This window comes from Thermosipho sp. (in: thermotogales) (assembly GCF_020054775.1).
Classification (GTDB): Bacteria; Thermotogota; Thermotogae; order Thermotogales; family Fervidobacteriaceae; genus Thermosipho; species Thermosipho africanus.
The window spans coordinates 16,074-38,188 of sequence record NZ_JAIHAP010000011.1; the positions used below are offsets into that span (position 1 = coordinate 16,074).

The window sequence follows — 22,115 nt, forward strand, 5'->3', positions numbered from 1 at the left end:
AATGAAACAATATATTGATTTTGACAGAGTTTTTCAGGATTTTTTGAAATATACTTTTTCTCCATACGGTCAAGAGTATTTAAAAAGATTGGTTGAAAATAAGCCCAAAGATGATGAGTATGAATACTTAAATGAAATATATGAAATACAGGTAACCCAAGGGTTACCTGTATTTCATAGGCTTGTTGATATAAGACCGATACTTGAAAAAACAAAAAGTTATTCAGTTTTACTACCGGAAGAGATATTTAAGATAAAAGATTTTTTAGTGTTTGTTGAGGATGCAAAAAAAGTAGTACCTAGTTCAAGGTATAAACTTTCGTATTATCTATCCAAATTGGGAAATTATACTTCAATTATTGAGGAAATTGACAGAATTTTTGATTCTGATGGAAATGTAAAAGATAATGCTTCAAAAAATTTATCTGTGATTAGAAAGGAAATAAAAAGGCATCAATTAGAAATAAAGCAAAGAATTGAAAAGTTTATTTCGAAAAATAGCAAGTATTTGCAAGAGCAATTGTATACAAAGAGAAATGGTAGATATGTATTTTTAATAAGATCCGGTGCTCGTGGGAATTTAGAAGGTATTGTACACGGGAGTTCTAATACAGGTGCAACTTTATTTTTTGAACCAAAGGAGTTTATTACTCTTAATGATAAATATGAAATTTTACTTAGTGAGGAAAAAATTGAAATAGATAAGATTTTAAGGGGAATAACAAGTAAAATTCATGATAGATATGGTAACTTAATGAATGATATTGAAATTGTTGGATTTTTTGATTCGTTGTATGCAAGAGCAAAATATGCATATGAAAATAAAGCCATAGTTGTAAAACCTGATGGACAGTATTTAAAACTTGTTAATGCAAGACATCCTTTAATTCCAAAGGATAAAGTTGTTCCCATTTCAATTGATTTACCAGTGGACAAAAAGGGGTTAATAATTACTGGACCAAATACTGGTGGAAAAACAGTTACATTAAAAACCATAGCTCTTTTTATCTTTATGGCACAACATGCAATGCCTATTTTGGCAGATCATGGCACAAGAATTCCTGATTTTCAATTGTATTTGGATATTGGTGATTCTCAGGACGTAGTTGAAAGTTTAAGTACTTTTTCGTCACATATGGTAAGAATTATTGATGCGATAAAAAATGCTGATGAAAATTCTTTGGTAATTATAGATGAGCTTGGTTCTGGAACTGATCCGTTTGAAGGTAGTGCACTTGCTATTTCAATAATTGAATATTTGATCGAGAAAAATATAAGATTTGTTATTACAACTCACCTTACCAATGTTAAACTTTTTGCTATGGAAAGAGAAGATATTATTACAGCATCGATGGAATTTGATCTTGAGACATTAAGACCAACTTATAGACTGTTATTAAACACTCCGGGAGCTTCACATGCATTTGAAATATCTGAAAGGTTGGGACTTCCAAAAGAAATTGTTGAGAAAGCAAAGCAGCATATTTCAAAAGATCATTTAAAGATTGAAAACTTGATCAAAGGGTTAAATTCAAAAGTTAGCGAACTTGAGAGCAAAAAATTAGAACTTGAAAAGACATTAGATGAATATGAACGGTTGAGGAAAGAATATGAGAGAAAATACAATGTTTTAAAGATGAAAAAAATAGAAGAATTAGATAAAGAACTTAGAGAAATGTATAAAGAATTTAGAAATGCAAAAAAGGAACTTCAAAATGCACTGTTTTCCGCTAAAACTAAAAATGAAAGTTTAATAAAGAAGAGACTTAAAAATATAGAAGAGAAAGAAAATACTATACAAGAAATTGATAGCAAAATTGAAACGATGAAATATCCTGAAGTTGAAGGAGAAATTGATGTTGGAAAGTATGTAAGATTAAAAGACGGAACAACGGTTGGAAAAGTTATAGAAAAAAGAGGAGAAAATAAATTCTTGGTTGATTTTAATGGATTAAAGATAGAAGTTAAAAAGAATAAACTTGTACAGGTAGACGTTCAAGATAATAAACAAACTAATGAAGTTAGTGAATCAATTCATTTGGTATCATTTAGTCCTTTGAAAAGTAATGAAATTGATTTGCGTGGAATGACAGTTGAAGAGGCGTTAGAAGTAATTGATAAATTTATAGACGATCTTGTCTTATCAGACTTTTCAAGTGGATATATTATCCATGGAAAAGGAACAGGAAGTCTTGCGTCAAATATCTGGAATTTTCTTAGAAATGATAAAAGGGTGAAAAGTTATCGCTTTGGTAGGCCAAGTGAAGGTGGAGTAGGTGTAACTGTTGTGGAGGTGTAGTAAGCTTGATTTTTGCTTTGGATGTAGGAACAAGAAAAATCGCTGGAATTTTAGCAACTTTGGAAGATGAAAAAATAGTAATTCATGATGTGGTTATAAAAGAGCATGAACATAGAGCTATGCTCGATGGTCAAATTCATGATGTAGATAAAGTTGCAAGAGTTGTAAAAAAAGTAAAAGAAGAGCTTGAGAAAAGAAATGATGTAAAATTAGAAAAAGTAGCAGTTGCGCTTGCAGGAAGATTTCTTCAAACTGCAATAGGAGAGTATGAAGAAGATATATCTCAAGTTAACGAGATAAATGATGAAGTTGTAACAAGGTTAGAATTATCTGCGGTGGATAATGCAGTTCAAAATATCCAGTCTGAAAATATGTACTGTGTAGGATATTCTGTTATAAGGTATGAATTGGATGGAAATTGGCTTAAGAATATAAGGGGGTTGCGTGGCAAAAAGGCAAGTTTACAGGTAGTAACAGCATTTTTACCGATTCAAGTTGTTGATGCAATGATTTCAGTTTTAAGAAAAGTAGATCTTGTAATGACTCACATGACATTGGAACCGATTGCTGCTATAAATGTTACAGTTCCTGAAGATTTAAGGATTTTAAACATTGCGCTTGTTGATGTTGGAGCAGGAACTAGTGATATTGCAATATCCAAAGAGGGGACAATTGTCGCATATGGTATGGTTCCTCTTGCAGGCGATGAAATTACAGAGGCAATAACGAAGACTTTGCTTGTTGATTTTTCAACAGCAGAAGAATTAAAGAGGTGGCTTTCAAGTAATAGTAATGACGATAAGAAATTATATAGAAATATTTTAGATAAAGAAAAAGAAATAACAAGAGATGAACTGAAAAAATTAGTTTCTCCGGTGGTTCAAAATATTACGGATAAAGTTGCAGAAGAGATTTTAAGGTTAAATGGTCAAGCTCCTCAAGTTGTAATGGTAGTCGGAGGTGGCGCAAAGGTACCAGGTTTTGTAGAATCTTTGTCAGAAAAGTTGGGAATAGATCTTGAAAATATATCTTTAAAAAATGCAAAAAATTTAAATATCATTGATAATACAGGAATAATTGAGGGGAGCGAATTTGTTACACCTTTAGGTATTGCATATACCGCGCTTACAAGAAGTGGAACGATTTTTGAACAAGTTTTTGTTAATGATGAGCCAATTCAACTTGTTGGATTTTCTGGTGGCCATACATTAAGTGACGTTTTGTTACAATGTGGATATTCTCTTTCAGAACTAATTGGTAAGCCATCGGAGTCAATTGTGCTTGAGGTAAATGGGAAAATGAAAATATTAAAAGGAGAGCTTCCAAAACCAGCACCGATATTTATAAATGGCAAAAAAGCAAGTTTAAGAGATAAAGTAAAACACGGTGATAGAATTTTTGTTGGTAAACCTTCTCAAAATTCTGGAAAAAAATATAGGTTGTATGACGTTGTACCACCAATTGAACTAGATTTTGGAAGTAAAATTGAGTATTATTATCCACCAGTAAATTTAAACGGCAATATAGTAAATGAAAATGTTGAATTGAATGATGGGGATATTATAAATTATGATCCAGTGTTTGTTGGAACCATAAGGGAAAATTTGGAGAAAAATCTTGCAAATGTAGAGTTTTTCTTTAATGATGTATATTTTGAAAGAAAGCAAGGAATTGTGAAAATATACAAGGGTGATTTGGAACTATCAGATAAAAATCAAGTTAATCCTGGTGAGAAATTGAGGGTTGTATTAGAAAAAAAACCTTTGAAAATTGCTGATATAACACAGGGAGAAGTAAAAAGGGTAAAAATAAATTTGAATGGTAAAGAGGTTATCCTTGAAAAAGATTCGCTGCTTTATGAGGTAAATGGAGTAATTGTTAGTAAAGAGTATGAGATAAAAAATGGTGATAAGATATATTCAACAACCCCTGAAGATAGTTCAATAATAGTAGCAGATATTTTTACCTATCTTGATGTTGATTTAAAGAAAATAAAGTCGTATCAACTTTTAAAAAATGGTCAAACTGCCTTCTTTACAGAACCATTACAAGATGGAGATGAAATAATTTTTACATATGAATTGAAGGGGTGAAAGTATGAATCTTGAAGAATTCAAAAAATTTAGAGAAAAAATGAATGAAAGAATTCTTGAAGAAGGGACTTTAAATACTAAGAGGTTTTTTAACTTAGATGGAAATGTTTACAAAAAGGGTGCATTAGATGAGAAAACAAAGGAATTAATGGGACTTGTTGCTTCAATGGTTTTAAGGTGTGATGATTGTATTACTTATCATATGATAAGGTGTGCACAACTTGGGGTTAGTGATAAAGAATTTTTTGAAACTTTTGATGTGGCATTGATAGTTGGAGGTTCAATAGTAATTCCTCATTTAAGACGTGCTGTTAAATTGCTTGAGGATATCAGGGAGATGCAAAAAAATGGGAAAGATGTTTCTATTTGATGGAACTGGATTAGTATATAGAGCATTTTATGCTATAGATCAATCTCTTCAAACTTCGTCTGGTTTACATACTAATGCTGTATACGGACTTACTAAAATGCTTATAAAATTTTTAAAAGAGCATATCAGTATTGGAAAAGATGCCTGTGTTTTTGTTTTAGATTCAAAAGGTGGTAGCAAAAAAAGAAAGGATATTCTTGAAACATATAAAGCAAATAGGCCATCAACGCCTGATCTACTTTTAGAGCAAATTCCATATGTAGAAGAGCTTGTTGAGGCTCTTGGAATAAAAGTTTTAAAAATAGAAGGCTTTGAAGCTGATGACATTATTGCTACGCTTTCTAAAAAATTTGAAAATGATTTTGAAAAGGTAAACATAATAACTGGAGATAAGGATCTTTTACAACTTGTTTCTGATAAAGTTTTTGTTTGGAGAGTCGAAAGAGGAATAACAGATTTGGTATTGTACGATAGAAATAAAGTGCTTGAAAAATATGGAATTTCCCCAGAACAATTCAAAGATTATTTATCTCTTGTCGGTGATCAGATTGATAATATCCCAGGAGTTAAAGGAATAGGAAAGAAAACAGCTGTTTCACTTTTGAAAAAATATAATAGTTTAGAAAATGTATTAAAAAATATTAACCTTTTGACGGAAAAATTAAGAGGGCTTTTGGAAAATTCAAAGGAAGATTTGCAAAAAAGTATAGAACTTGTGGAGTTGATATATGATGTACCAATGGATGTGGAAAAAGATGAAATAATTTATAGAGGATATAATCCCGATAAGCTTTTAAAGGTATTAAAAAAGTACGAATTTTCGTCTATAATTAAAGAATTAAACTTACAGGAGAAATTAGAAAAAGAATATATACTGGTAGATAATGAAGATAAATTGAAAAAACTAGCAGATGAAATAGAAAAATACAAGACTTTTTCAATTGATACGGAAACAACTTCACTTGATCCATTTGAAGCTAAACTAGTTGGGATCTCTATTTCCACAATGGAAGGGAAGGCGTATTATATTCCGGTGTCTCATTTTGGAGCTAAGAATATTTCCAAAAGTTTAATAGATAAATTTCTAAAACAAATTTTGCAAGAGAAGGATTATAATATCGTTGGTCAGAATTTAAAATTTGACTATGAGATTTTTAAAAGCATGGGTTTTTCTCCAAATGTTCCGCATTTTGATACGATGATTGCAGCCTATCTTTTAAATCCAGATGAAAAACGTTTTAATCTTGAAGAGCTATCCTTAAAATATTTAGGTTATAAAATGATCTCGTTTGATGAATTAGTAAATGAAAATGTACCATTGTTTGGAAATGACTTTTCGTATGTTCCACTAGAAAGAGCCGTTGAGTATTCCTGTGAAGATGCCGATGTGACATACAGAATATTTAGAAAGCTTGGTAGGAAGATATATGAAAATGAGATGGAAAAGTTGTTTTACGAGATTGAGATGCCCTTAATTGATGTTCTTTCAGAAATGGAACTAAATGGAGTGTATTTTGATGAGGAATATTTAAAAGAATTATCAAAAAAGTATCAAGAAAAAATGGATGAAATTAAAGAAAAAGTTTTTGAGATAGCTGGTGAAACTTTCAATTTAAACTCTTCAACTCAAGTAGCATATATACTATTTGAAAAATTAAATATTGCTCCTTACAAAAAAACAGCAACTGGTAAGTTTTCAACTAATGCTGAAGTTTTAGAAGAACTTTCAAAAGAACATGAAATTGCAAAATTGTTGCTGGAGTATCGAAAGTATCAAAAATTAAAAAGTACATATATTGATTCAATACCGTTATCTATTAATCGAAAAACAAAGAGGGTCCATACTACTTTTCATCAAACAGGAACTTCAACTGGAAGATTAAGTAGTTCAAATCCAAACTTGCAAAATCTTCCAACAAGAAGCGAAGAGGGAAAAGAAATAAGAAAAGCAGTAAGACCTCAAAGACAAGATTGGTGGATTTTAGGTGCTGATTATTCTCAGATAGAACTAAGGGTTTTAGCTCATGTAAGTAAAGATGAAAATCTACTTAAAGCATTTAAAGATGATTTAGATATTCATACAATTACTGCTGCCAAAATTTTTGGTGTTTCAGAAATGTTTGTTAGTGAACAAATGAGAAGGGTTGGAAAGATGGTGAATTTTGCAATTATTTATGGAGTTTCACCTTATGGTCTTTCAAAGAGAATTGGTCTTAGTGTTTCAGAGACTAAAAAAATAATAGATAACTATTTTAGATACTATAAAGGAGTTTTTGAATATTTAAAAAGGATGAAAGATGAAGCAAGGAAAAAAGGTTATGTTACAACGCTTTTTGGAAGACGCAGATATATTCCACAGTTAAGATCGAAAAATGGTAATAGAGTTCAAGAAGGAGAAAGAATAGCTGTAAACACTCCAATTCAAGGAACAGCAGCTGATATAATAAAGATAGCTATGATTAATATTCATAATAGATTGAAGAAGGAAAATCTACGTTCAAAAATGATATTGCAGGTTCATGACGAGTTAGTTTTTGAAGTGCCCGATAATGAACTGGAGATTGTAAAAGATTTAGTAAGAGATGAGATGGAAAATGCAGTTAAGCTAGACGTTCCTTTAAAAGTAGATGTTTATTATGGAAAAGAGTGGGAATAATGGCTGGGGTAAAGGAATTTAAAGATCTAATAGAATTAAATGAATATGTTACAAAAAAAATAGAATTGACGGGTCTTACAAGTGAGACCTTTAGGTTTTATGCTGATGTTGTAAGAGCAAATAACCATTCTACAGGTTTGTATATTGATGTTTCACAACCTTATACTGCAAAGAATGGAACAAGAAATATTGAAATTACTGTGTATGTACCTAGATATCTTGCACCAAAAATTTTGGAAGTTATAAAGGTTTCTAATGTTAAGGAGCTTGTTGGGAAAAAATGGATTTTTCAAGGGAGGCTTTCTTTTTTCAGAGATAGAATGAGTTTTACCTTCTATGCGGATACAATAGCCCCGATGGGAGAATCTGAAATTGAAAAAAGAAGAAAAGAAATATTGAAAGAGCTTGAGGTTAGAAATTTATTAATGAAAGAAAAGCATGATCTTTCTGAATTGCCACCAATAAAAAAGATTGCTATTATAACATCTAAAAGTGCAGCGGGTTACGAAGATTTTTTAAAAAACTTGACAGTTCATTATTTGTACCGCCCTATTGTTCACCTTTATGAATCACCTATGCAAGGGGCACAGACTGCATCTGGTATTATTTTAGCGCTTAATCGTATAAGAAAATCGAATATAGACTATGATGTTGTTGTTATTGCTCGTGGCGGTGGTGCAAGAAGCGATCTGATGTATTTTGATGATTTGTCACTTGGAATAGAAATTGCAAAGTTTAATGAGTATTGTCCAATTTTATCGGGCATAGGTCATGAAAGAGATTTTACAATTCCAGATTATGTTGCCTGGAAGAGATTTGCTACTCCGACAGAAGTTGCAAGAGCTATATCAAAGCAAATAGAAGATAATGTGAAAAAATTGGATGATAGTTATAATGACTTAAGGATTTTACTTTCTAATGTTTTTAAAATCTATGAAAGAACGGTGGAATTGGGTCTGATAGATTATATGAAGAAAGTTATAGAAAGCGATTTTATAAAGATAGTAAAAGATCTGGATGAAACTTATGAAAGTATTGAAAATTTTGTTAGTTACAAAATAAATGATTCATCTCAGAGACTATCTGAAGATTTTTTAAGGTTTATGTCTAATTCTCTTGAAAATAAATTGAAATCCAAAAAGGACAGTGTTGAAAATTTTGAAAAAATACTTGAAAAAGATATATCAATTTTACTTTCAAATAAAGAGACAATGTTAAATGAAACATTTCAGGAGCTTTTAAAACGAGAAGAATTTGCACCACTTTTATTTGGTGGGGCATTGGTTATGAAAAGTGGACATTTTGTAAAAAGCATTAGACAGATGAAAATAGGTGATAAGTTAGATTTATATTTGAAGGACGGAAAAGTAAAAACTAAGGTTGTTACAGAGAAAAAAATAAAAAAGGAGGAGCTTTATGGAGGACATACTCTCTTTAGAAGTTGAAGATATGGAAAAATTGGATTTTAATGAATTAGTTGAAAAAATAGAGATTGTAAAGAATTATTTTCATAAAAATGATGTTGATATTGAAGTTGCAATAAAGTTGTATGGTAAAGCAGTTGATTTGCTTGCAGTTGCAAGAAAAAAGCTTATAAATTTTAAAAAGGAGAAAGAGGAAATAGATAGAAAATATATGGAGTTTTTAGAGAGGTTAGAACAAGAAAATGAAGAAGAATTGTTTTAAAAAAAGTTTTGAATTGTTTGGAAAATTTTTCATAACCTCCCTTTTTACTTTGGGAGGTGGTTATGCTATGGTTCCAGTTTTAAAAAGAAAATTTTCCAAGTATATAGATGAGGAAAAATTTGCAGAAATTTTATCTTTTGCGCAATCAATGCCAGGGCCAATAGCTATAAATTTAGCTATATTAATAGGCGAGCAAGTAATTGGATTTAGTGGGATATTGCTTTCTGTTTTAGGTGTGTTGATCCCTCCTGTGTCAATAATTATATTAGCAGGAAGTATAATTGGAAAATATTCAGCCCAATTACATGGTTTTTTTGAGGGGGTTTATGCTTCTATAATAGGTTTAGTTCTTGGGGTTTTATATTCTATAGTGAAAATTCAAAGATGGAATCTTTTAAAAGTTGTTATATTGTTAGCTTCAGTCCTTTTTGCGGTATTTTTTAGAAAATTTACAATATATATATTTATTTTTTTAGTGGGGAGTTTTTATTATGTTAAAAGAATTAATAAGGATAATAAAAAATGGTAATATTGTAGTTTTGACAGGAGCTGGTATAAGCACAAAGAGTGGAATACCAGATTTTAGAAGTAAAGATGGACTTTATCAAAAATATGGCGAGAAAATTTTTGATCTTCAATTTTTCTTTGAAAATCCTTCTGTTTTTTACGATTTTGTCTACAAAGAATTTCCAAAAATGTATGATGCAAAGCCAAATTTTGCTCATATTTTTCTTGCAAAGCTTGAAAAAAATGGATATATAAATGGTATTATAACTCAAAATATTGATAATCTTCATTACAAAGCAGGTTCAAAAAATGTATTGGAATTACATGGAAATGCTACAAGATTTTACTGCACAAAGTGTGGAAAACAATCAAAAAATACTTTTGATGGTTATATTTGTGAGTGTGGTGGATTAATAAGGCCAGATATTGTATTTTTTTCAGAAAGTGTAAGATATTTAGAAGAATCTTACACATTGATAGATAATTCAAGCACTTTAATTGTAGTTGGAAGCTCACTTCAAGTTTACCCTGCTGCGTATTTGCCAATTTATGCTAAAAAACAAAACAAGACTTTAGCGATAATAAATAAAGGTAAGACACCGTTAGATGATTATGCAGATATTATTATATATGATGATATAGTTGAAACATTTGAAAAAATTGCTAAACATTTTGAGGAGGTAGTTGATTGAAAAGATTTATATTAGTTTTATTTGTACTAGTGGTTTCAACGGCGCTCTTATCTATACCATTATATAGTTATAAATTAAGTGGGGTTGTGGTTTTTAGAAGTTTAGGCATAAAAATTAAACCGTTTTTTGAATATGATGAGGTGGAAGTCAAAGATTATTTTCTATTTGAACCTGAATTGATCACCGTTAGAGAAGGTAGAAAAAAGCTTATTTTGATTCATGGGATAGCTCCCAAAGAGGTAGATGAGAAGTTGGGATTTTACAAAAAAAGTATGATTGATAGTTTTAAAGAAATAATGCCAGATGATGTTGGTATATATTTTTTTCTTTATCCATCCCTTTCGGTAGATTTACAATATAGTTCTAAAAAGCTGATTGAATTGACAGATTCTTTTAAAGAAATTTATGTTTATGCACACAGCATGGGGGGGATTTTACTAAGATATGCTCTTCAAGATAAAGAGTTTTCAAGGAAGGTAAAAATGGCAATTTTTGCAGGTACACCACATGTTGGAAGCCCACTGGCACAATTAATATTTTTAAAGACTAGTATTTTGAATTTTTTCACAACACCAAAAGTAGAGCTTATAAAGAGAGCGCTTTTACTTGCAAATTTTTTTAATGGTTATATTTTAGCACCAAATTATAAATATTTAATTTTTGGTAAAAAATTTCCTCCTATTCCTGATTATGTAAAAAGAGTAAATTTTGTTGGGAAATTAGAAGTTAGTGTTGAGAGTATTGATGATATTTTAAAATCAAATCCAATATATTTTACAGGACTATATTTTTTAAAGTATATTGTGGATAATATTTATCCTGAGGATTCAATTTTTTTAGAAAATGACGGAATGGTTCCAGTTTTTAGTGCAACTCAAGATAGTGATATTAATTTTATATTTTATGGTGCAAATCATGCAGACCTTGCAATGAGGCGTGATATAATAGAAAAGGCAGCTGAGTTCTTTGGTTTTATTGGGGAGGGAGTTTAATGGGAAAACTTTTAGTAGCAATAGTTTTGGTGTTATTAATAGCATTTAGCTGTACTTTAATAATTAAAACACCTTCTTTGCCTGGTAGTTTTTCATTAAAAAGTGCAATTAGTTTATTAGATAGCTATGAATATCCTTTGGTTGAGACAGGAGAGATAAATTCTTTGTATGGTGTGCAGCTAAATAGAGGAATGTATGGAGTATTTAAAAATTTTGATGGAATGTTTTACGTATTTAAATATGAAGATGAAAAACTTACTAAAAATGATTGGAATAGATTGATAAAGACATTTGGAAGTGTTTTGAAAATTAATTATTTTAAATTTAGTTTATTTGATAGAGGGTATTTGCAAACAAAGTTTGAAGACCTTAATGTTATTACATGGTGGAAAGGAAATTGGTTGTTTGTAATAACAGGGAATAATTCTAAAGAATTCTTTGAATATATAAATAAAGTGTATGGGATGATTCAATGATGATAGTTGCAGGTGTCGATGAGGCAGGAAGAGGTCCATTATTTGGCCCTGTTGTAGCAGCTGCAGTAATTTTAAATGAAGAAATTGATGGACTAGATGATTCTAAAAAACTTACTAGTAGAAAACGTGAAAAGTTGTTTTTGGAAATAATTAAAAAAAGCTATTTTGCAATTTCTATTGCAACTGCTGATGAGATTGATAAGTTTAATATTTTGCATGCTACAGAAATTGCAATGGACAGAGCTTTAGAAAGATTAAAGAAAAAAATTGATTTTGATATAGCATTTGTTGATGGAAAAAATTTAAATTTGAAATTTCCTTTCAAATGTATTGTGAAAGGCGATTCATTAGTAAAGGAAATTTCTGCTGCATCAATATTAGCTAAAGTTGTTAGAGATAGGATAATTGTTTCATATGCAAAAAAGTTTTCAAGTTATATGTTAGAGAAGCATAAAGGTTATCCAACGCAACTTCATTTAAAATTAATTAAAGAACATGGGTTGACTCCATTGCATAGATTAACTTATAAACCTGTTATGGAATTATTAAGTATAACTCAACTTGAAGAATGGTATAAAAGTGGTATGATAGATGAAGAAAGGTATAAAAAAATAATTAGCAAAATGGAGGTGCCTCTTTTTGGAATACAAGATACTAGATAAGGGATTTTTAAGGCTTGTGGATATGATGGGAGATGATTATGCAGCTGTTAAAGCTGCGCGTGTTTCATATGGAAAAGGTATAAAGACACCAGAAAAAGATAAAAATCTTATATTTTATCTCATGGAGCATGGGCATGAGACACCATTTGAACACATAGTTTTTACATTTCATGTAAAAGCTCCTATTTTTGTAGCAAGACAATGGTTTAGGCATAGGATTGGATCTTTTAATGAAGCGAGCTTAAGATATACAGAACTTAAGGATGAATTTTATATCCCGGACCATGTAAGAAAAAACGTAGTTGAAGATAAACAAAAAGCTATAAAAGTTGATGACGAGCAGTTAAAACAAAAGGCTTTAGATTTAATAGAATCTTCAATAGAAAATTCATATAAAGTGTATAAAGAGCTTTTAGAAATGGGTGTAGCAAGAGAAATGGCAAGAATTGTTCTTCCAATGTCTTCGTATACACAATTTTATTGGACTGTTAATGCAAGAAGCTTGATGAACTTTTTAAATCTAAGAGCAGATTCTCATGCTCAGTGGGAAATACAGCAATATGCGTTGAATATTGCAAATATTTTTAAAGAAAAATGTCCTTGGACTTTTGAAGCATTTTTAAAGTTTGCGTATAAAGGTGATTTGCTAAAAGGGGGGGAATAATGAAATTAAAAGAGATTATAAATCTTTTAAATGCTAAAGTAATTGTTGATAATGGAATAGAAAATATTGAAGTTGAAAAAGTTGCTGCATCGGATTTAATGAGTGATGTGTTAGCGTTTGGTGAGGAAGGTTCACTACTTGTAACAGGGCTCGCAAGTCCTCAATGTGTAAGAACTGCAAGTGTTGTAGGAATACCAGCGGTAATTATTGTCAGAAATAGAGAGATAATGCCTGAAACTATAAAAATAGCAGAATTAAACGGTATAAGTTTGATCCTTACAAAATATGGTATGTTTGAAACCTGTGGTATTTTGTATAAGCATGGTCTTAAACCAATAAATAAATTTTAAAACAGTACTCAAGGGGGATGAGCAAATTGTTAATTGATGTTAAGCCATTATATTCTGAAATTAAAAATTTAATCATGGACCGCATGTCTAAATTAAAAAAAGTACCAAAATTGGTTGCGGTAACTTATAAGCCAGATCCTTCAACAATAAGTTATTTGAAAAGTCAGGAGAAAGCGGCAAAAAGGTTTGGGCTAGATTACGAAATTTTTGAGGCTTCTAATTCAATTGAAGTGTTAGAAAAATTGAGGAAATTATCTGAAGATAAAAGTGTTAATGGGATTTTTGTAACTCATCCTTTACCTGAATTAGATGAAATGTTGGTTTTTGAAAATCTGTCTCCTGAAAAAGATATTGAGGGAAGGCATCCGTATAATCTTGGAATGTTAATGTATGGAAATGAGTTTTTTGCTCCATGTACTGCTGAAGCGGTAGTAAAGATTTTAGAAAATGTTACAGAAATTACGGGTAAAAATGTTGTAATTATTGGAAGAAGTACAACTGTTGGAAAACCTTTAGCAACAATGCTTTTAAGAAGAGATAGAAGCGCAACAGTGACTGTATGTCATACAAAGACAAGAAATCTTCCAGAAATTACGAGAAACGCTGATATTATTGTTGCAGCTGCTGGAAAAGCAAGACTTGTAACAAAGGAAATGGTAAAATCTGATTCAATTGTTATCGATGTTGGAATAAATGTGGTTGATGGGAAAATAGTAGGAGATGTGAAGGAAGATGTATCTGAAATTGCAAAAGTTACACCTGTTCCAGGAGGTGTTGGTAGGATAACTACTGCATTATTAATGGAACATGTTGTAAAATCAGCAGAAAAAATGAATTTTTAAAATACAGGAGGTGTTTCTATGGCAAATATTGTTTATTCAGGTGTACCTGATCCATCAGCAAGTACAGGTGGTGCAACAGCCGCTGCCCCAAGCGCTGCAGGTGGATTATTTCAAATGTTGTTTCTTTTATTGATCTTTTTTGTAATGATGTATTTTTTGGTAATTCTACCACAAAGAAAGCGTGAAAAAGAATTTAAAAAGATGATTTCTGAAATCAAGAGGGGAGATACAATTATAACCTCTGGTGGTATTGTTGGAAAAGTTATCGATGTAAAAAAAGATACTTTGAAAATAAAAACAAGTAATACTACAGAACTTGAAGTAGCAAAAGTATATATTTCAAAAGTTTTGAAAAATAAAGATAAAACAGAAGAAAATTCTAAATCTAGTCAGGAAGACAATAAAGAATAAGCCAGGGGAGGTAATGAGATGAAAGATAACAAAGTTAGGGGAATTATTACACTAATCGTTATCGCACTTGCTTTTCTTTCGCTGCTCTGGCCAACAAGTGAAGGATACAAGGGACTTGCAAGTCTTTTTAGTAGAATAAAACTTGGACTTGACATAAGTGGTGGAGCCAGAATCGAGTATAAAGTAGATATTGATAAATCGGTTGAGAATCCTTCACAAGTGGCAGAAGATGTTTGGACCGTTTTAAGAAACAGACTTGATATGGCAAACTATACAGAAGCGGTTGTAAAACAAACATTTCGTGAGGAAAATACATTTATAATTGTAGAAATTCCTGGAGCCACTGATACGGCACGTGCAGAACAGTTGATAGGTTCTACAGGACTTCTTTGGTTTGGTCAAGTTATTGACTCTACAACATCAGATCCAAAAATTGATCCAAATCTTGTAAATGAAGCAAAAAGGGAAAAAGCAGAATGGCTACTTGATAGAGAGGGTAAAACTTGGTACTTGGTAAAAAAGGAAATAGCAAATATTTCCAATTTGAAACTTGTTTCTCCAAAAATAGTAGAAGCAATTCCACAGGTTGATAGAAATAATGTTGCAGGTTATGTTGTAACATTCAAATTGGATAAGCAGTATGCAGACGTTTTTAAAAGAATTACGGAAAAATTATATGTTCCAGAAGACTTAATTAACCAAGGTGGTGTAGCATACCAGCAAGCTTTGAAAAAAAGACTTGCGATAGTTTTGGATGATAGAGTGCAATTTGCTGGGTTTGTTACTGCAAAAATTACAGATGGAAGTGCTTTAATTAAAGGTAATTTTACACTTGATGAAGCAAAACAACTTGCTGCTATATTAAAAAGTGGTGCGTTGCCAGCAAGACTTGAAAAGGTTTCATCTGGATGGGTTGCACCTCTTTTAGGAGCAGATATTGTTTCAGCTTCTCTCAAGGCAGGTATAATTGGAATTATATTAGTTTTAATCTACATGATAATATTCTATGGAGTAATGGGGATTGTAGCTGATATTGCACTTTTATATAATACTTTCTTATTACTTGGAATTTTAGCTGCAACTGGTTCAATACTTACATTACCTGGAATTGCAGGTATTATTTTGACAATTGGTAGTACTGTTGATGGAAATATAATTATTTATGAAAGAATTAAGGAAGAAATCAGAAGAGGAAGTTCTGTAAAAGCAGCAATTTCAACTGCATTTTCAAAATCATTTATAACTTTGTTTGATGCTAATTTAACTACAATTATAGCTGGTTTGTTCTTATATTATTTTGGTACAGGAACAGTAAAAGGCTTTGCTATAACGTTAATTATTGGTGTTCTTGGTAGTTTGTTTGTTAACCTTATTGTTTCAAGATTTTTCCTTGAATTATTCTCTGGAGCAATTAAAGTTAAAGGTGCTAGCAAGGGAGGTGCCAGGGCATGATTGATTTCGTTGGAAAAAGAAAAATATTTATAGTAATTTCACTAATTTTAGTAGTGGCATCTCTGATAAGTATTTTTACTAAAGGTTTTAACTATGGGGTTGAATTTTTAGGTGGTTCGGAAATAATTTTAAAAGTAAATGCAGAAGTTAGTGAATCAGATGTTAGACAATTAATAAAGGACCTGGCACCTGAATTTGAAAATGCCAGAATTACCAAAATAAAAAGTGTTGATGATCCAAAAGGAATTTCTAAGTTTTCAATTGTAGTTTCACCAAAGGATGAAAATGGAGAATTAAAAGTTTACTCTGGAGAAGAAAAATCTGTACTTAGCCAAAAAATAGTTGAAGCATTCAAGAATAATAATTATACAGCAGAGGTAATTGGATTTAACGAAACAAGTGGTTATGCAGCGCAAGAGATTAAGAATCTTACTTGGAAAGCAATTGTATTTACATTACTTGCGCTTTTAATTTACATAACTTTAAGGTTCCAGTTTGTCTTTGGTGTAGGTGCTGTAGTTGCATTGATACATGATGTTGTAATAACTTTAGGATTTTATTCATTCTTTAACTATGAATTAAATGTTGCGGCAGTGGCAGCTATTTTAACCTTAATAGGTTATTCTTTGAACGATACTATAGTTGTTTACGATAGAATCAGGGAGAATTTAAGAAGGTCACGTGGAAGTACTATTGAAACATTGGTAAATAATAGTATTAATCAAGTTATTAAGAGAACTATAAATACATCCTTGACAACTTTCATAGTAATATTTATACTATTGTTGTTCTCTGGAAATAGTATAAAACCATTTGCGTTCGGTATGACAATCGGTACTATAGTTGGAACGTATTCATCCCTATATATAGCAAGTCCAATTGTGATAAGATGGATAAAAAAGTGAATAAAAAATAAGTTAAATTGAGGGCTTTTTTGAGGCCCTCAACTTTATCTAAAGGGGTGAGATTTTGGTTTATTTTTTGATAACTGGAGCAATTTCAGTTGTTTTTATTTTGATTCTTGCTTTTAAAATCTTGGAAAAATCCTCAGGAAATGAGAGGACAACTCAGCTATCAGAGATTATTCAAAAAGGTGCAAAGTCCTTCCTACTGCAAGAATACAAAGTATTTTTTCCAGTTATTTTTGCTCTAGCTATATTTTTCTATTTTATAGTGGGTATTAAGGCAAGCATTGCATTACTTATAGGTTCAGCCTTTTCCGTTTTGGCAGGTTATTTTGGTATGGCTATTGCTACAAGAGCAAATGCAAGAACTGCTTGGGCTGCAACAAAAAGCTTAGGCGAAGCTTTAAGTGTTTCATTTTCTGGCGGAGCCGTTATGGGATTAACCGTATCCACACTTGGAATTTTAGGGCTTGCTTTGACATATTATGTTACAAAAGATATTGAATTAATTAGTTATTATTCGTTAGGTGCATCATTTGTTGCACTGTTTGCAAGAGTTGGTGGTGGAATTTATACTAAAGCAGCTGATGTAGGAGCAGATATTGTTGGAAAAACTGAGGCGAATCTTCCAGAAGATGATCCTAGAAATCCAGCAGTTATTGCTGATAATGTTGGGGATAACGTTGGTGATGTTGCTGGAATGGGTGCTGATTTGTATGAGTCATACGTAGGATCAATTTTTTCTGCAATTGTTCTTGGAAGTTTATTTTTTGGAGAGAAAGGCTTTATTTCAGTTGTGTTTGTTGTAATTTTTGGATTATTATCTTCACTTGTTGGAATAGTTACTACTTTATTGAGGGCAAAAAAATCTGCTGATCCTGCAAAAACTTTGAGATTTGGAACGATTTTTGCTGGCGTTTTAACACTTACAGCAACATTTGTATATAGTTATTTAGTAAATTGGTTAAATATCTTTTACGTAGTCTTTTTTGGAGTTTTTGTTGGGTTATTAATAGGTTTAATTACAGAGTGGTATACTTCAGGAAAAAAGGTTGAAAATCTTGCAAAAACATCAACTATGGGCCCTGCAAATGTAATAATTAGTGGAACTGCACTCGGGATGGAATCAACATTTATTATAACTTTGTTAATAGCACTTGCAGTTGTACTATCATATAAAATTTTAGGGCTTTTTGGTGTTGCACTTTCGGGTGTTGGTATGCTTTCTACTTTAGGTATAAGCTTATCTGTGGATGCTTACGGGCCAATTGCGGATAATGCTGGCGGAATAGCACAAATGGCAGGATTGGATCCTAAAGTCAGGGAGATTACAGATTCTCTTGATGCTGTTGGTAATACGACTGCAGCTATGGGTAAAGGTTTTGCAATTGGTTCAGCAGCACTTACTGCACTTGCATTATTTGCTAACTTTAGCGCAATATCAAACGTTAGCTCAGTAGATTTGAGTAATCCATATCTATTTTTAGGTGCTTTAATTGGCGGAATGTTGCCATTCTTCTTTTCGGCATTAACTATGCATGCTGTTGGTGATGCTGCTGATGATATGGTTGAGGAAATTAGACGTCAAATAAAAGAAATTCCTGGAATATTAAGTGGTGAATCTACACCAGATTATCAAAAATGTATACAAATTGCAACTAAAGGTGCATTAAAGAAAATGGTGCTACCTGCAGTATTAGCTATTCTTTCACCAACATTACTATATTTTCTTTTTGGTCCAATAGGTGTTGGTGGATTATTAATTGGAGCTACAGTTTCTGGAGTTATGTTAGCAATATTCATGGCTAATTCTGGAGGAGCATGGGATAATGCAAAGAAATTTGTTGAAGAGGGACATTTTGGAGGTAAAGGTTCCTTTGCGCATAAAGCGACAGTGGTTGGAGATACAGTAGGAGATCCATATAAAGATACTTCTGGACCTTCGATTAATATATTGATAAAATTGATGGCTATTACATCAATAGTATTAATGACAATTGTAAGGGGGTAGTAATATATGAGACGTGTAGGTGTATTATGTGTAGGAAATGATTCCCCAGGTATAAATGCAGCAATACGTTCAGCTGTAGTTAGAGGGTTAGATCTAAATATTGAAGTTATGGGAATAAAAGATGGATTTGAAGGATTATTGAGAGATGATTTAGAAGTTTTATTAAGGCCTAACGTATCGAACATATTACATCAAGGCGGAACTATGCTTGGAACATCACTATATGTTCCTGAAGAAGATGTGGGAAAAGTTAAGGAAAAAGTTGAACAGTATGGGATTTCATCATTGCTAATTTTAGGTGGAAGACTTGGAGCAAAAGCAGCAATAAATTTGATGAAAATAGGAGTTCCTTCAGTTTTGGTACCCGCAACGATTGACAATGATCTGGCATTTACTGATTTTTCTATAGGATTTTTTACTGCGGTTGAGCATGTTAAAAATGCATTGGATGTTCTTCATTCTACAGCTGAATCACATCATAGGGTTATGATAGTAGAGACAATGGGAAAGCCTGGTGGTTGGATTGCTACAATTGGAGGACTTTCAGGTGGAGCTGACTATATAATTACCTCTACCGAAAAACCAAACTTTGAAGAACTTATTGAAATTATAAAGAGAAGATATGAAGGTAAAAAAAGATTTTCATTAATAGTAGTGGAATCCGGAGTTGAATTACCTGAAGAGATAAAAAAAGAGTGCGATGGATTTGAGAAGTTAAGCTCATCAGAAATTATTGGAAAGTATATTGAAAAAAAATTAAAAGAAAAGTTTGGAATTGAATGGAGATATACTAATCTTGGTTATTTACAAAGGGGTGGATCTCCAGCCGCAATGGATAGGATTATTGCAACTCAGATGGCTGCACATGCAATAGAAATGATAAAAATGGGAAAAGTTTATCAAGCAGTTGGTGTAAAAGGATTTTCTATTACTGAAATTCCTTATTCAGAAACAATGTTAAATTATAGACCTGTAGATTATTATTTAAAGGAGTTAACCAAGTTATTTTATTAAGGTGATAATATGATTGTGTTTATGACTGATTGGGGTTCATCTCATTATGTTGGAATTTGTAAAGGGGTTATGCGAAAAATTGCCAATGTAGAAGTAGTAGATCTAACTCACGATATTTCATCATTTAATGTGCGAGAGGCAATGTACATCCTCTCGCGCTCTTTTATTCATTTTCCAAAGGGAAGTATTTTCCTATGTGTGGTTGATTATGGTGTAGGAAGTTCTAGAAAGGCCATAGCAGCTAAAACTGAGAACTATTACTTTGTAGGACCAGATAATGGTATATTCACACTTGCCTTTGAAATTGAAAAACCAATAGAGATAAGAGAGCTTAATAATAAAGAATTTTATTATGGAGACTCTCAAACCTTTCATGGAAGAGATATTTTTTCTCCAGCTGCTGCATACATTTACCTAGGAAAATTTGAACAACTTGGAGATCAATTGTATAACTATGGAACTCTTCCATATATTAAACCAAAAAGATCTGGAAATAATATTCGAGGAGAAATTGCTTATATTGATAAATTTGGAAATATTGAAACAAATATTCCTTATGATTGGATAAAGGATTTTGAAAAAGTTACAATAGTTAAAAACAGAAAGAGAATAGAAATTCCTATAGCAAATTATTATTCTGAAGTTGAAAAAGGACAATTACTTTTACATAATGATAGTACTGGTTATGTTGAAATTGCCGCAAATCAATATAGAGCAAATGATATATTAAAGTTCAATACGGGAGATTTATTGGAGTTGATATTATAGAATTAATAGTTAATAATTTGGAAGTATTTTATACAAATAAGAAAATAATTGGTCCCATAAATATAAAATTCAAAACCAATGAATTAGTTTTATTATTAGGACATAACGGTAGTGGAAAAACAACTTTTTTAAAAGCCCTTGCGGGTGTAGTAAATTTTAAAGGTGAAATAATATCTAGCGATGGTAAGCCATTTTATATGGCAACAGGTTATGTTTTTCAAAATCCTGAAACCCAAATTGTTGGCAGTACAGTGTGGGAAGATGTAATTTTTGGGCTTGAAAATATAGGGCTTAAAAGAGAAGAAATTGAAGAAAGAGCTGTAGAAACGTTGAAAATTACTGGATTATTGGATTATAAAGATTTTGATCCATATAGTTTATCTGGAGGCCAGAAACAAAAGCTTGCAATTTCTTCTATTTTAGCTATGAGGCCTAAATTTTTGCTACTTGATGAGCCAACTGCAATGTTGGATAAGTACGATAGAATGATTATTAAAAGATTAATTGAGCAATTAAAAAAAACTGGTATTGGTATAATACTTGCAACACATCATGTAGAAATTTTTTATGATATAGCGGATCGAGTAATTTTTATGAAAGATGGCCTTGTAAAATATGATGAAGCAGCGTTAGAAAAAGTTTTAAGAGAGTATTATGAAGAAGGTGGAGCAATATGGAGAAAATAAGAAAATTAATTGAGAATAATTCTGGAAATTCTATAGCCATTGTTGGTGAAAATAAAAGATATGTTAATGATAAAGTAAAGCAAGCAGTTTTAGATGTTACAAATTATGATATACAAAGGTATTTAATGATTGATGAAAATAATATTAAGATAGATCATGTCAGAAATATTCAAGAGTTTTTATCATTTTCATCCGATAAGGGAAAAAAGATTGTAGTTATTTTTAATGCAGAAAAAATGCTGCCAGAAGCCGAAAATGCTTTGTTAAAAACGTTAGAAGAACCACCATCGTATTCAATCATAGTTCTTACAACCACTAATTGGAAAGCATTATATCCCACTATTAGAAGTAGGCTGCAAAAGTATTATATAAGTGTTCCAAAAGATATTTTATTAGGATTACAGGATTTTATATTAAAAAAGTTAGCAATTGAGTTTCCAGACAAAGTAGATGAAATAAAGACAAATAATTTGAAAATCATTGAAATTGAAAATTTTGAAGAAAGTCCTAGTTATTACTATTCACTTTACTTAAAAATAAAAGAAAACTTGGAAGATGCTAAGAAGATTAATAACTTTG

22 protein-coding genes are annotated in these 22,115 nt (G+C 31.3%); all 22 read left to right on the forward strand.

Annotated features, from left to right (window positions below; translation table 11 throughout):
* The first annotated feature begins 1 nt into the window (after window position 1).
* On the forward strand, window positions 2–2,299 hold the full coding sequence (locus JG780_RS03550; protein WP_287569215.1) for an endonuclease MutS2: 2,298 nt from the start codon (window positions 2–4) through the stop codon (window positions 2,297–2,299).
* Between the two features lie 5 nt (window positions 2,300–2,304).
* Window positions 2,305–4,392, forward strand: coding sequence for a cell division protein FtsA (locus JG780_RS03555; RefSeq protein WP_287569216.1), 2,088 nt, complete (start codon window positions 2,305–2,307; stop codon window positions 4,390–4,392).
* A 4-nt stretch (window positions 4,393–4,396) separates the two neighbouring features.
* Window positions 4,397–4,762: a carboxymuconolactone decarboxylase family protein gene (locus JG780_RS03560; RefSeq protein ID WP_287569217.1), complete on the forward strand. Its 366-nt coding sequence runs from the start codon at window positions 4,397–4,399 to the stop codon at window positions 4,760–4,762.
* Entirely contained in the window at window positions 4,740–7,418 is a 2,679-nt protein-coding gene (gene polA / locus JG780_RS03565) for a DNA polymerase I (protein WP_287569218.1), read from the forward strand. Before JG780_RS03560 ends, polA begins: the two co-directional genes overlap by 23 nt.
* Window positions 7,418–8,863, forward strand: coding sequence for an exodeoxyribonuclease VII large subunit (locus tag JG780_RS03570; RefSeq protein ID WP_287569219.1), 1,446 nt, complete (start codon window positions 7,418–7,420; stop codon window positions 8,861–8,863). The genes polA and JG780_RS03570 overlap by 1 nt, the downstream gene beginning before the upstream one ends.
* Window positions 8,835–9,104 carry an exodeoxyribonuclease VII gene (locus tag JG780_RS03575; RefSeq protein ID WP_287569220.1) on the forward strand — a complete coding sequence of 90 codons (270 nt, stop codon included), beginning with the start codon at window positions 8,835–8,837 and terminating at the stop codon, window positions 9,102–9,104. The genes JG780_RS03570 and JG780_RS03575 overlap by 29 nt, the downstream gene beginning before the upstream one ends.
* The gene (locus JG780_RS03580) at window positions 9,085–9,633 is read left to right on the forward strand and encodes a chromate transporter (protein ID WP_287569221.1); all 549 of its coding nucleotides are present in this window, start codon (window positions 9,085–9,087) and stop codon (window positions 9,631–9,633) included. Before JG780_RS03575 ends, JG780_RS03580 begins: the two co-directional genes overlap by 20 nt.
* Window positions 9,596–10,303 carry an NAD-dependent protein deacylase gene (locus JG780_RS03585; protein ID WP_012579414.1) on the forward strand — a complete coding sequence of 236 codons (708 nt, stop codon included), beginning with the start codon at window positions 9,596–9,598 and terminating at the stop codon, window positions 10,301–10,303. The genes JG780_RS03580 and JG780_RS03585 overlap by 38 nt, the downstream gene beginning before the upstream one ends.
* Window positions 10,300–11,295 (forward strand): esterase/lipase family protein, encoded by a 996-nt coding sequence (locus JG780_RS03590; protein WP_012579413.1) that lies wholly within the window; start codon window positions 10,300–10,302, stop codon window positions 11,293–11,295. The genes JG780_RS03585 and JG780_RS03590 overlap by 4 nt, the downstream gene beginning before the upstream one ends.
* On the forward strand, window positions 11,295–11,771 hold the full coding sequence (locus JG780_RS03595; RefSeq protein ID WP_012579412.1) for a DUF3242 domain-containing protein: 477 nt from the start codon (window positions 11,295–11,297) through the stop codon (window positions 11,769–11,771). The genes JG780_RS03590 and JG780_RS03595 overlap by 1 nt, the downstream gene beginning before the upstream one ends.
* Window positions 11,768–12,433: a ribonuclease HII gene (rnhB, locus tag JG780_RS03600; protein WP_232618028.1), complete on the forward strand. Its 666-nt coding sequence runs from the start codon at window positions 11,768–11,770 to the stop codon at window positions 12,431–12,433. Before JG780_RS03595 ends, rnhB begins: the two co-directional genes overlap by 4 nt.
* Entirely contained in the window at window positions 12,411–13,097 is a 687-nt protein-coding gene (thyX, locus tag JG780_RS03605) for an FAD-dependent thymidylate synthase (RefSeq protein ID WP_012579410.1), read from the forward strand. The genes rnhB and thyX overlap by 23 nt, the downstream gene beginning before the upstream one ends.
* A complete protein-coding gene (locus JG780_RS03610) occupies window positions 13,097–13,447 on the forward strand; it encodes a DRTGG domain-containing protein (protein ID WP_004103723.1) in 351 nt (116 codons plus the stop codon). The genes thyX and JG780_RS03610 overlap by 1 nt, the downstream gene beginning before the upstream one ends.
* Window positions 13,448–13,473: 26 nt before the next feature.
* Window positions 13,474–14,289, forward strand: a complete 816-nt coding sequence (locus JG780_RS03615; RefSeq protein WP_012579409.1) for a bifunctional 5,10-methylenetetrahydrofolate dehydrogenase/5,10-methenyltetrahydrofolate cyclohydrolase — start codon at window positions 13,474–13,476, stop codon at window positions 14,287–14,289.
* Between the two features lie 18 nt (window positions 14,290–14,307).
* Window positions 14,308–14,700, forward strand: a complete 393-nt coding sequence (gene yajC / locus JG780_RS03620) for a preprotein translocase subunit YajC (RefSeq protein WP_287569222.1) — start codon at window positions 14,308–14,310, stop codon at window positions 14,698–14,700.
* Window positions 14,701–14,718: 18 nt separating this feature from the next.
* Window positions 14,719–16,152: a protein translocase subunit SecD gene (gene secD / locus JG780_RS03625; RefSeq protein WP_287569223.1), complete on the forward strand. Its 1,434-nt coding sequence runs from the start codon at window positions 14,719–14,721 to the stop codon at window positions 16,150–16,152.
* Complete coding sequence (gene secF, locus JG780_RS03630) at window positions 16,149–17,057, forward strand: protein translocase subunit SecF (protein ID WP_287569224.1); 909 nt, start codon at window positions 16,149–16,151, stop codon at window positions 17,055–17,057. The genes secD and secF overlap by 4 nt, the downstream gene beginning before the upstream one ends.
* A 64-nt stretch (window positions 17,058–17,121) precedes the next feature.
* Window positions 17,122–19,068 carry a sodium-translocating pyrophosphatase gene (locus JG780_RS03635; RefSeq protein WP_287569225.1) on the forward strand — a complete coding sequence of 649 codons (1,947 nt, stop codon included), beginning with the start codon at window positions 17,122–17,124 and terminating at the stop codon, window positions 19,066–19,068.
* Between the two features lie 6 nt (window positions 19,069–19,074).
* Window positions 19,075–20,082: a 6-phosphofructokinase gene (locus tag JG780_RS03640; protein ID WP_287569226.1), complete on the forward strand. Its 1,008-nt coding sequence runs from the start codon at window positions 19,075–19,077 to the stop codon at window positions 20,080–20,082.
* A 9-nt stretch (window positions 20,083–20,091) separates the two neighbouring features.
* Window positions 20,092–20,850 (forward strand): SAM hydrolase/SAM-dependent halogenase family protein, encoded by a 759-nt coding sequence (locus JG780_RS03645; protein WP_004103703.1) that lies wholly within the window; start codon window positions 20,092–20,094, stop codon window positions 20,848–20,850.
* Between the two features lie 17 nt (window positions 20,851–20,867).
* Window positions 20,868–21,536, forward strand: a complete 669-nt coding sequence (locus tag JG780_RS03650) for an energy-coupling factor ABC transporter ATP-binding protein (RefSeq protein WP_287569227.1) — start codon at window positions 20,868–20,870, stop codon at window positions 21,534–21,536.
* Window positions 21,524–22,115, forward strand: a 592-nt coding sequence (locus tag JG780_RS03655; protein WP_287569228.1) for a DNA polymerase III delta subunit-related protein, incomplete at its 3' end; no start/stop codon positions are given. The genes JG780_RS03650 and JG780_RS03655, both read left to right, overlap by 13 nt.

What these genes read in the sequence shown, in the direction of transcription:
- JG780_RS03595 (WP_012579412.1), top strand. Translation starts at nt 11,295, where the DNA reads ATGGGAAAACTTTTAGTAGCAATAGTTTTGGTGTTATTAATAGCATTT.
- JG780_RS03570 (WP_287569219.1), top strand. Translation starts at nt 7,418, where the DNA reads ATGGCTGGGGTAAAGGAATTTAAAGATCTAATAGAATTAAATGAATAT.
- JG780_RS03580 (WP_287569221.1), top strand. Translation starts at nt 9,085, where the DNA reads ATGAAGAAGAATTGTTTTAAAAAAAGTTTTGAATTGTTTGGAAAATTT.
- rnhB (WP_232618028.1), top strand. Translation starts at nt 11,768, where the DNA reads ATGATGATAGTTGCAGGTGTCGATGAGGCAGGAAGAGGTCCATTATTT.
- polA (WP_287569218.1), top strand. Translation starts at nt 4,740, where the DNA reads ATGGGAAAGATGTTTCTATTTGATGGAACTGGATTAGTATATAGAGCA.
- yajC (WP_287569222.1), top strand. Translation starts at nt 14,308, where the DNA reads ATGGCAAATATTGTTTATTCAGGTGTACCTGATCCATCAGCAAGTACA.
- JG780_RS03585 (WP_012579414.1), top strand. Translation starts at nt 9,596, where the DNA reads ATGTTAAAAGAATTAATAAGGATAATAAAAAATGGTAATATTGTAGTT.
- JG780_RS03550 (WP_287569215.1), top strand. Translation starts at nt 2, where the DNA reads ATGAAACAATATATTGATTTTGACAGAGTTTTTCAGGATTTTTTGAAA.
- JG780_RS03645 (WP_004103703.1), top strand. Translation starts at nt 20,092, where the DNA reads ATGATTGTGTTTATGACTGATTGGGGTTCATCTCATTATGTTGGAATT.
- JG780_RS03560 (WP_287569217.1), top strand. Translation starts at nt 4,397, where the DNA reads ATGAATCTTGAAGAATTCAAAAAATTTAGAGAAAAAATGAATGAAAGA.
- secD (WP_287569223.1), top strand. Translation starts at nt 14,719, where the DNA reads ATGAAAGATAACAAAGTTAGGGGAATTATTACACTAATCGTTATCGCA.
- JG780_RS03575 (WP_287569220.1), top strand. Translation starts at nt 8,835, where the DNA reads ATGGAGGACATACTCTCTTTAGAAGTTGAAGATATGGAAAAATTGGAT.
- JG780_RS03640 (WP_287569226.1), top strand. Translation starts at nt 19,075, where the DNA reads ATGAGACGTGTAGGTGTATTATGTGTAGGAAATGATTCCCCAGGTATA.
- JG780_RS03610 (WP_004103723.1), top strand. Translation starts at nt 13,097, where the DNA reads ATGAAATTAAAAGAGATTATAAATCTTTTAAATGCTAAAGTAATTGTT.
- secF (WP_287569224.1), top strand. Translation starts at nt 16,149, where the DNA reads ATGATTGATTTCGTTGGAAAAAGAAAAATATTTATAGTAATTTCACTA.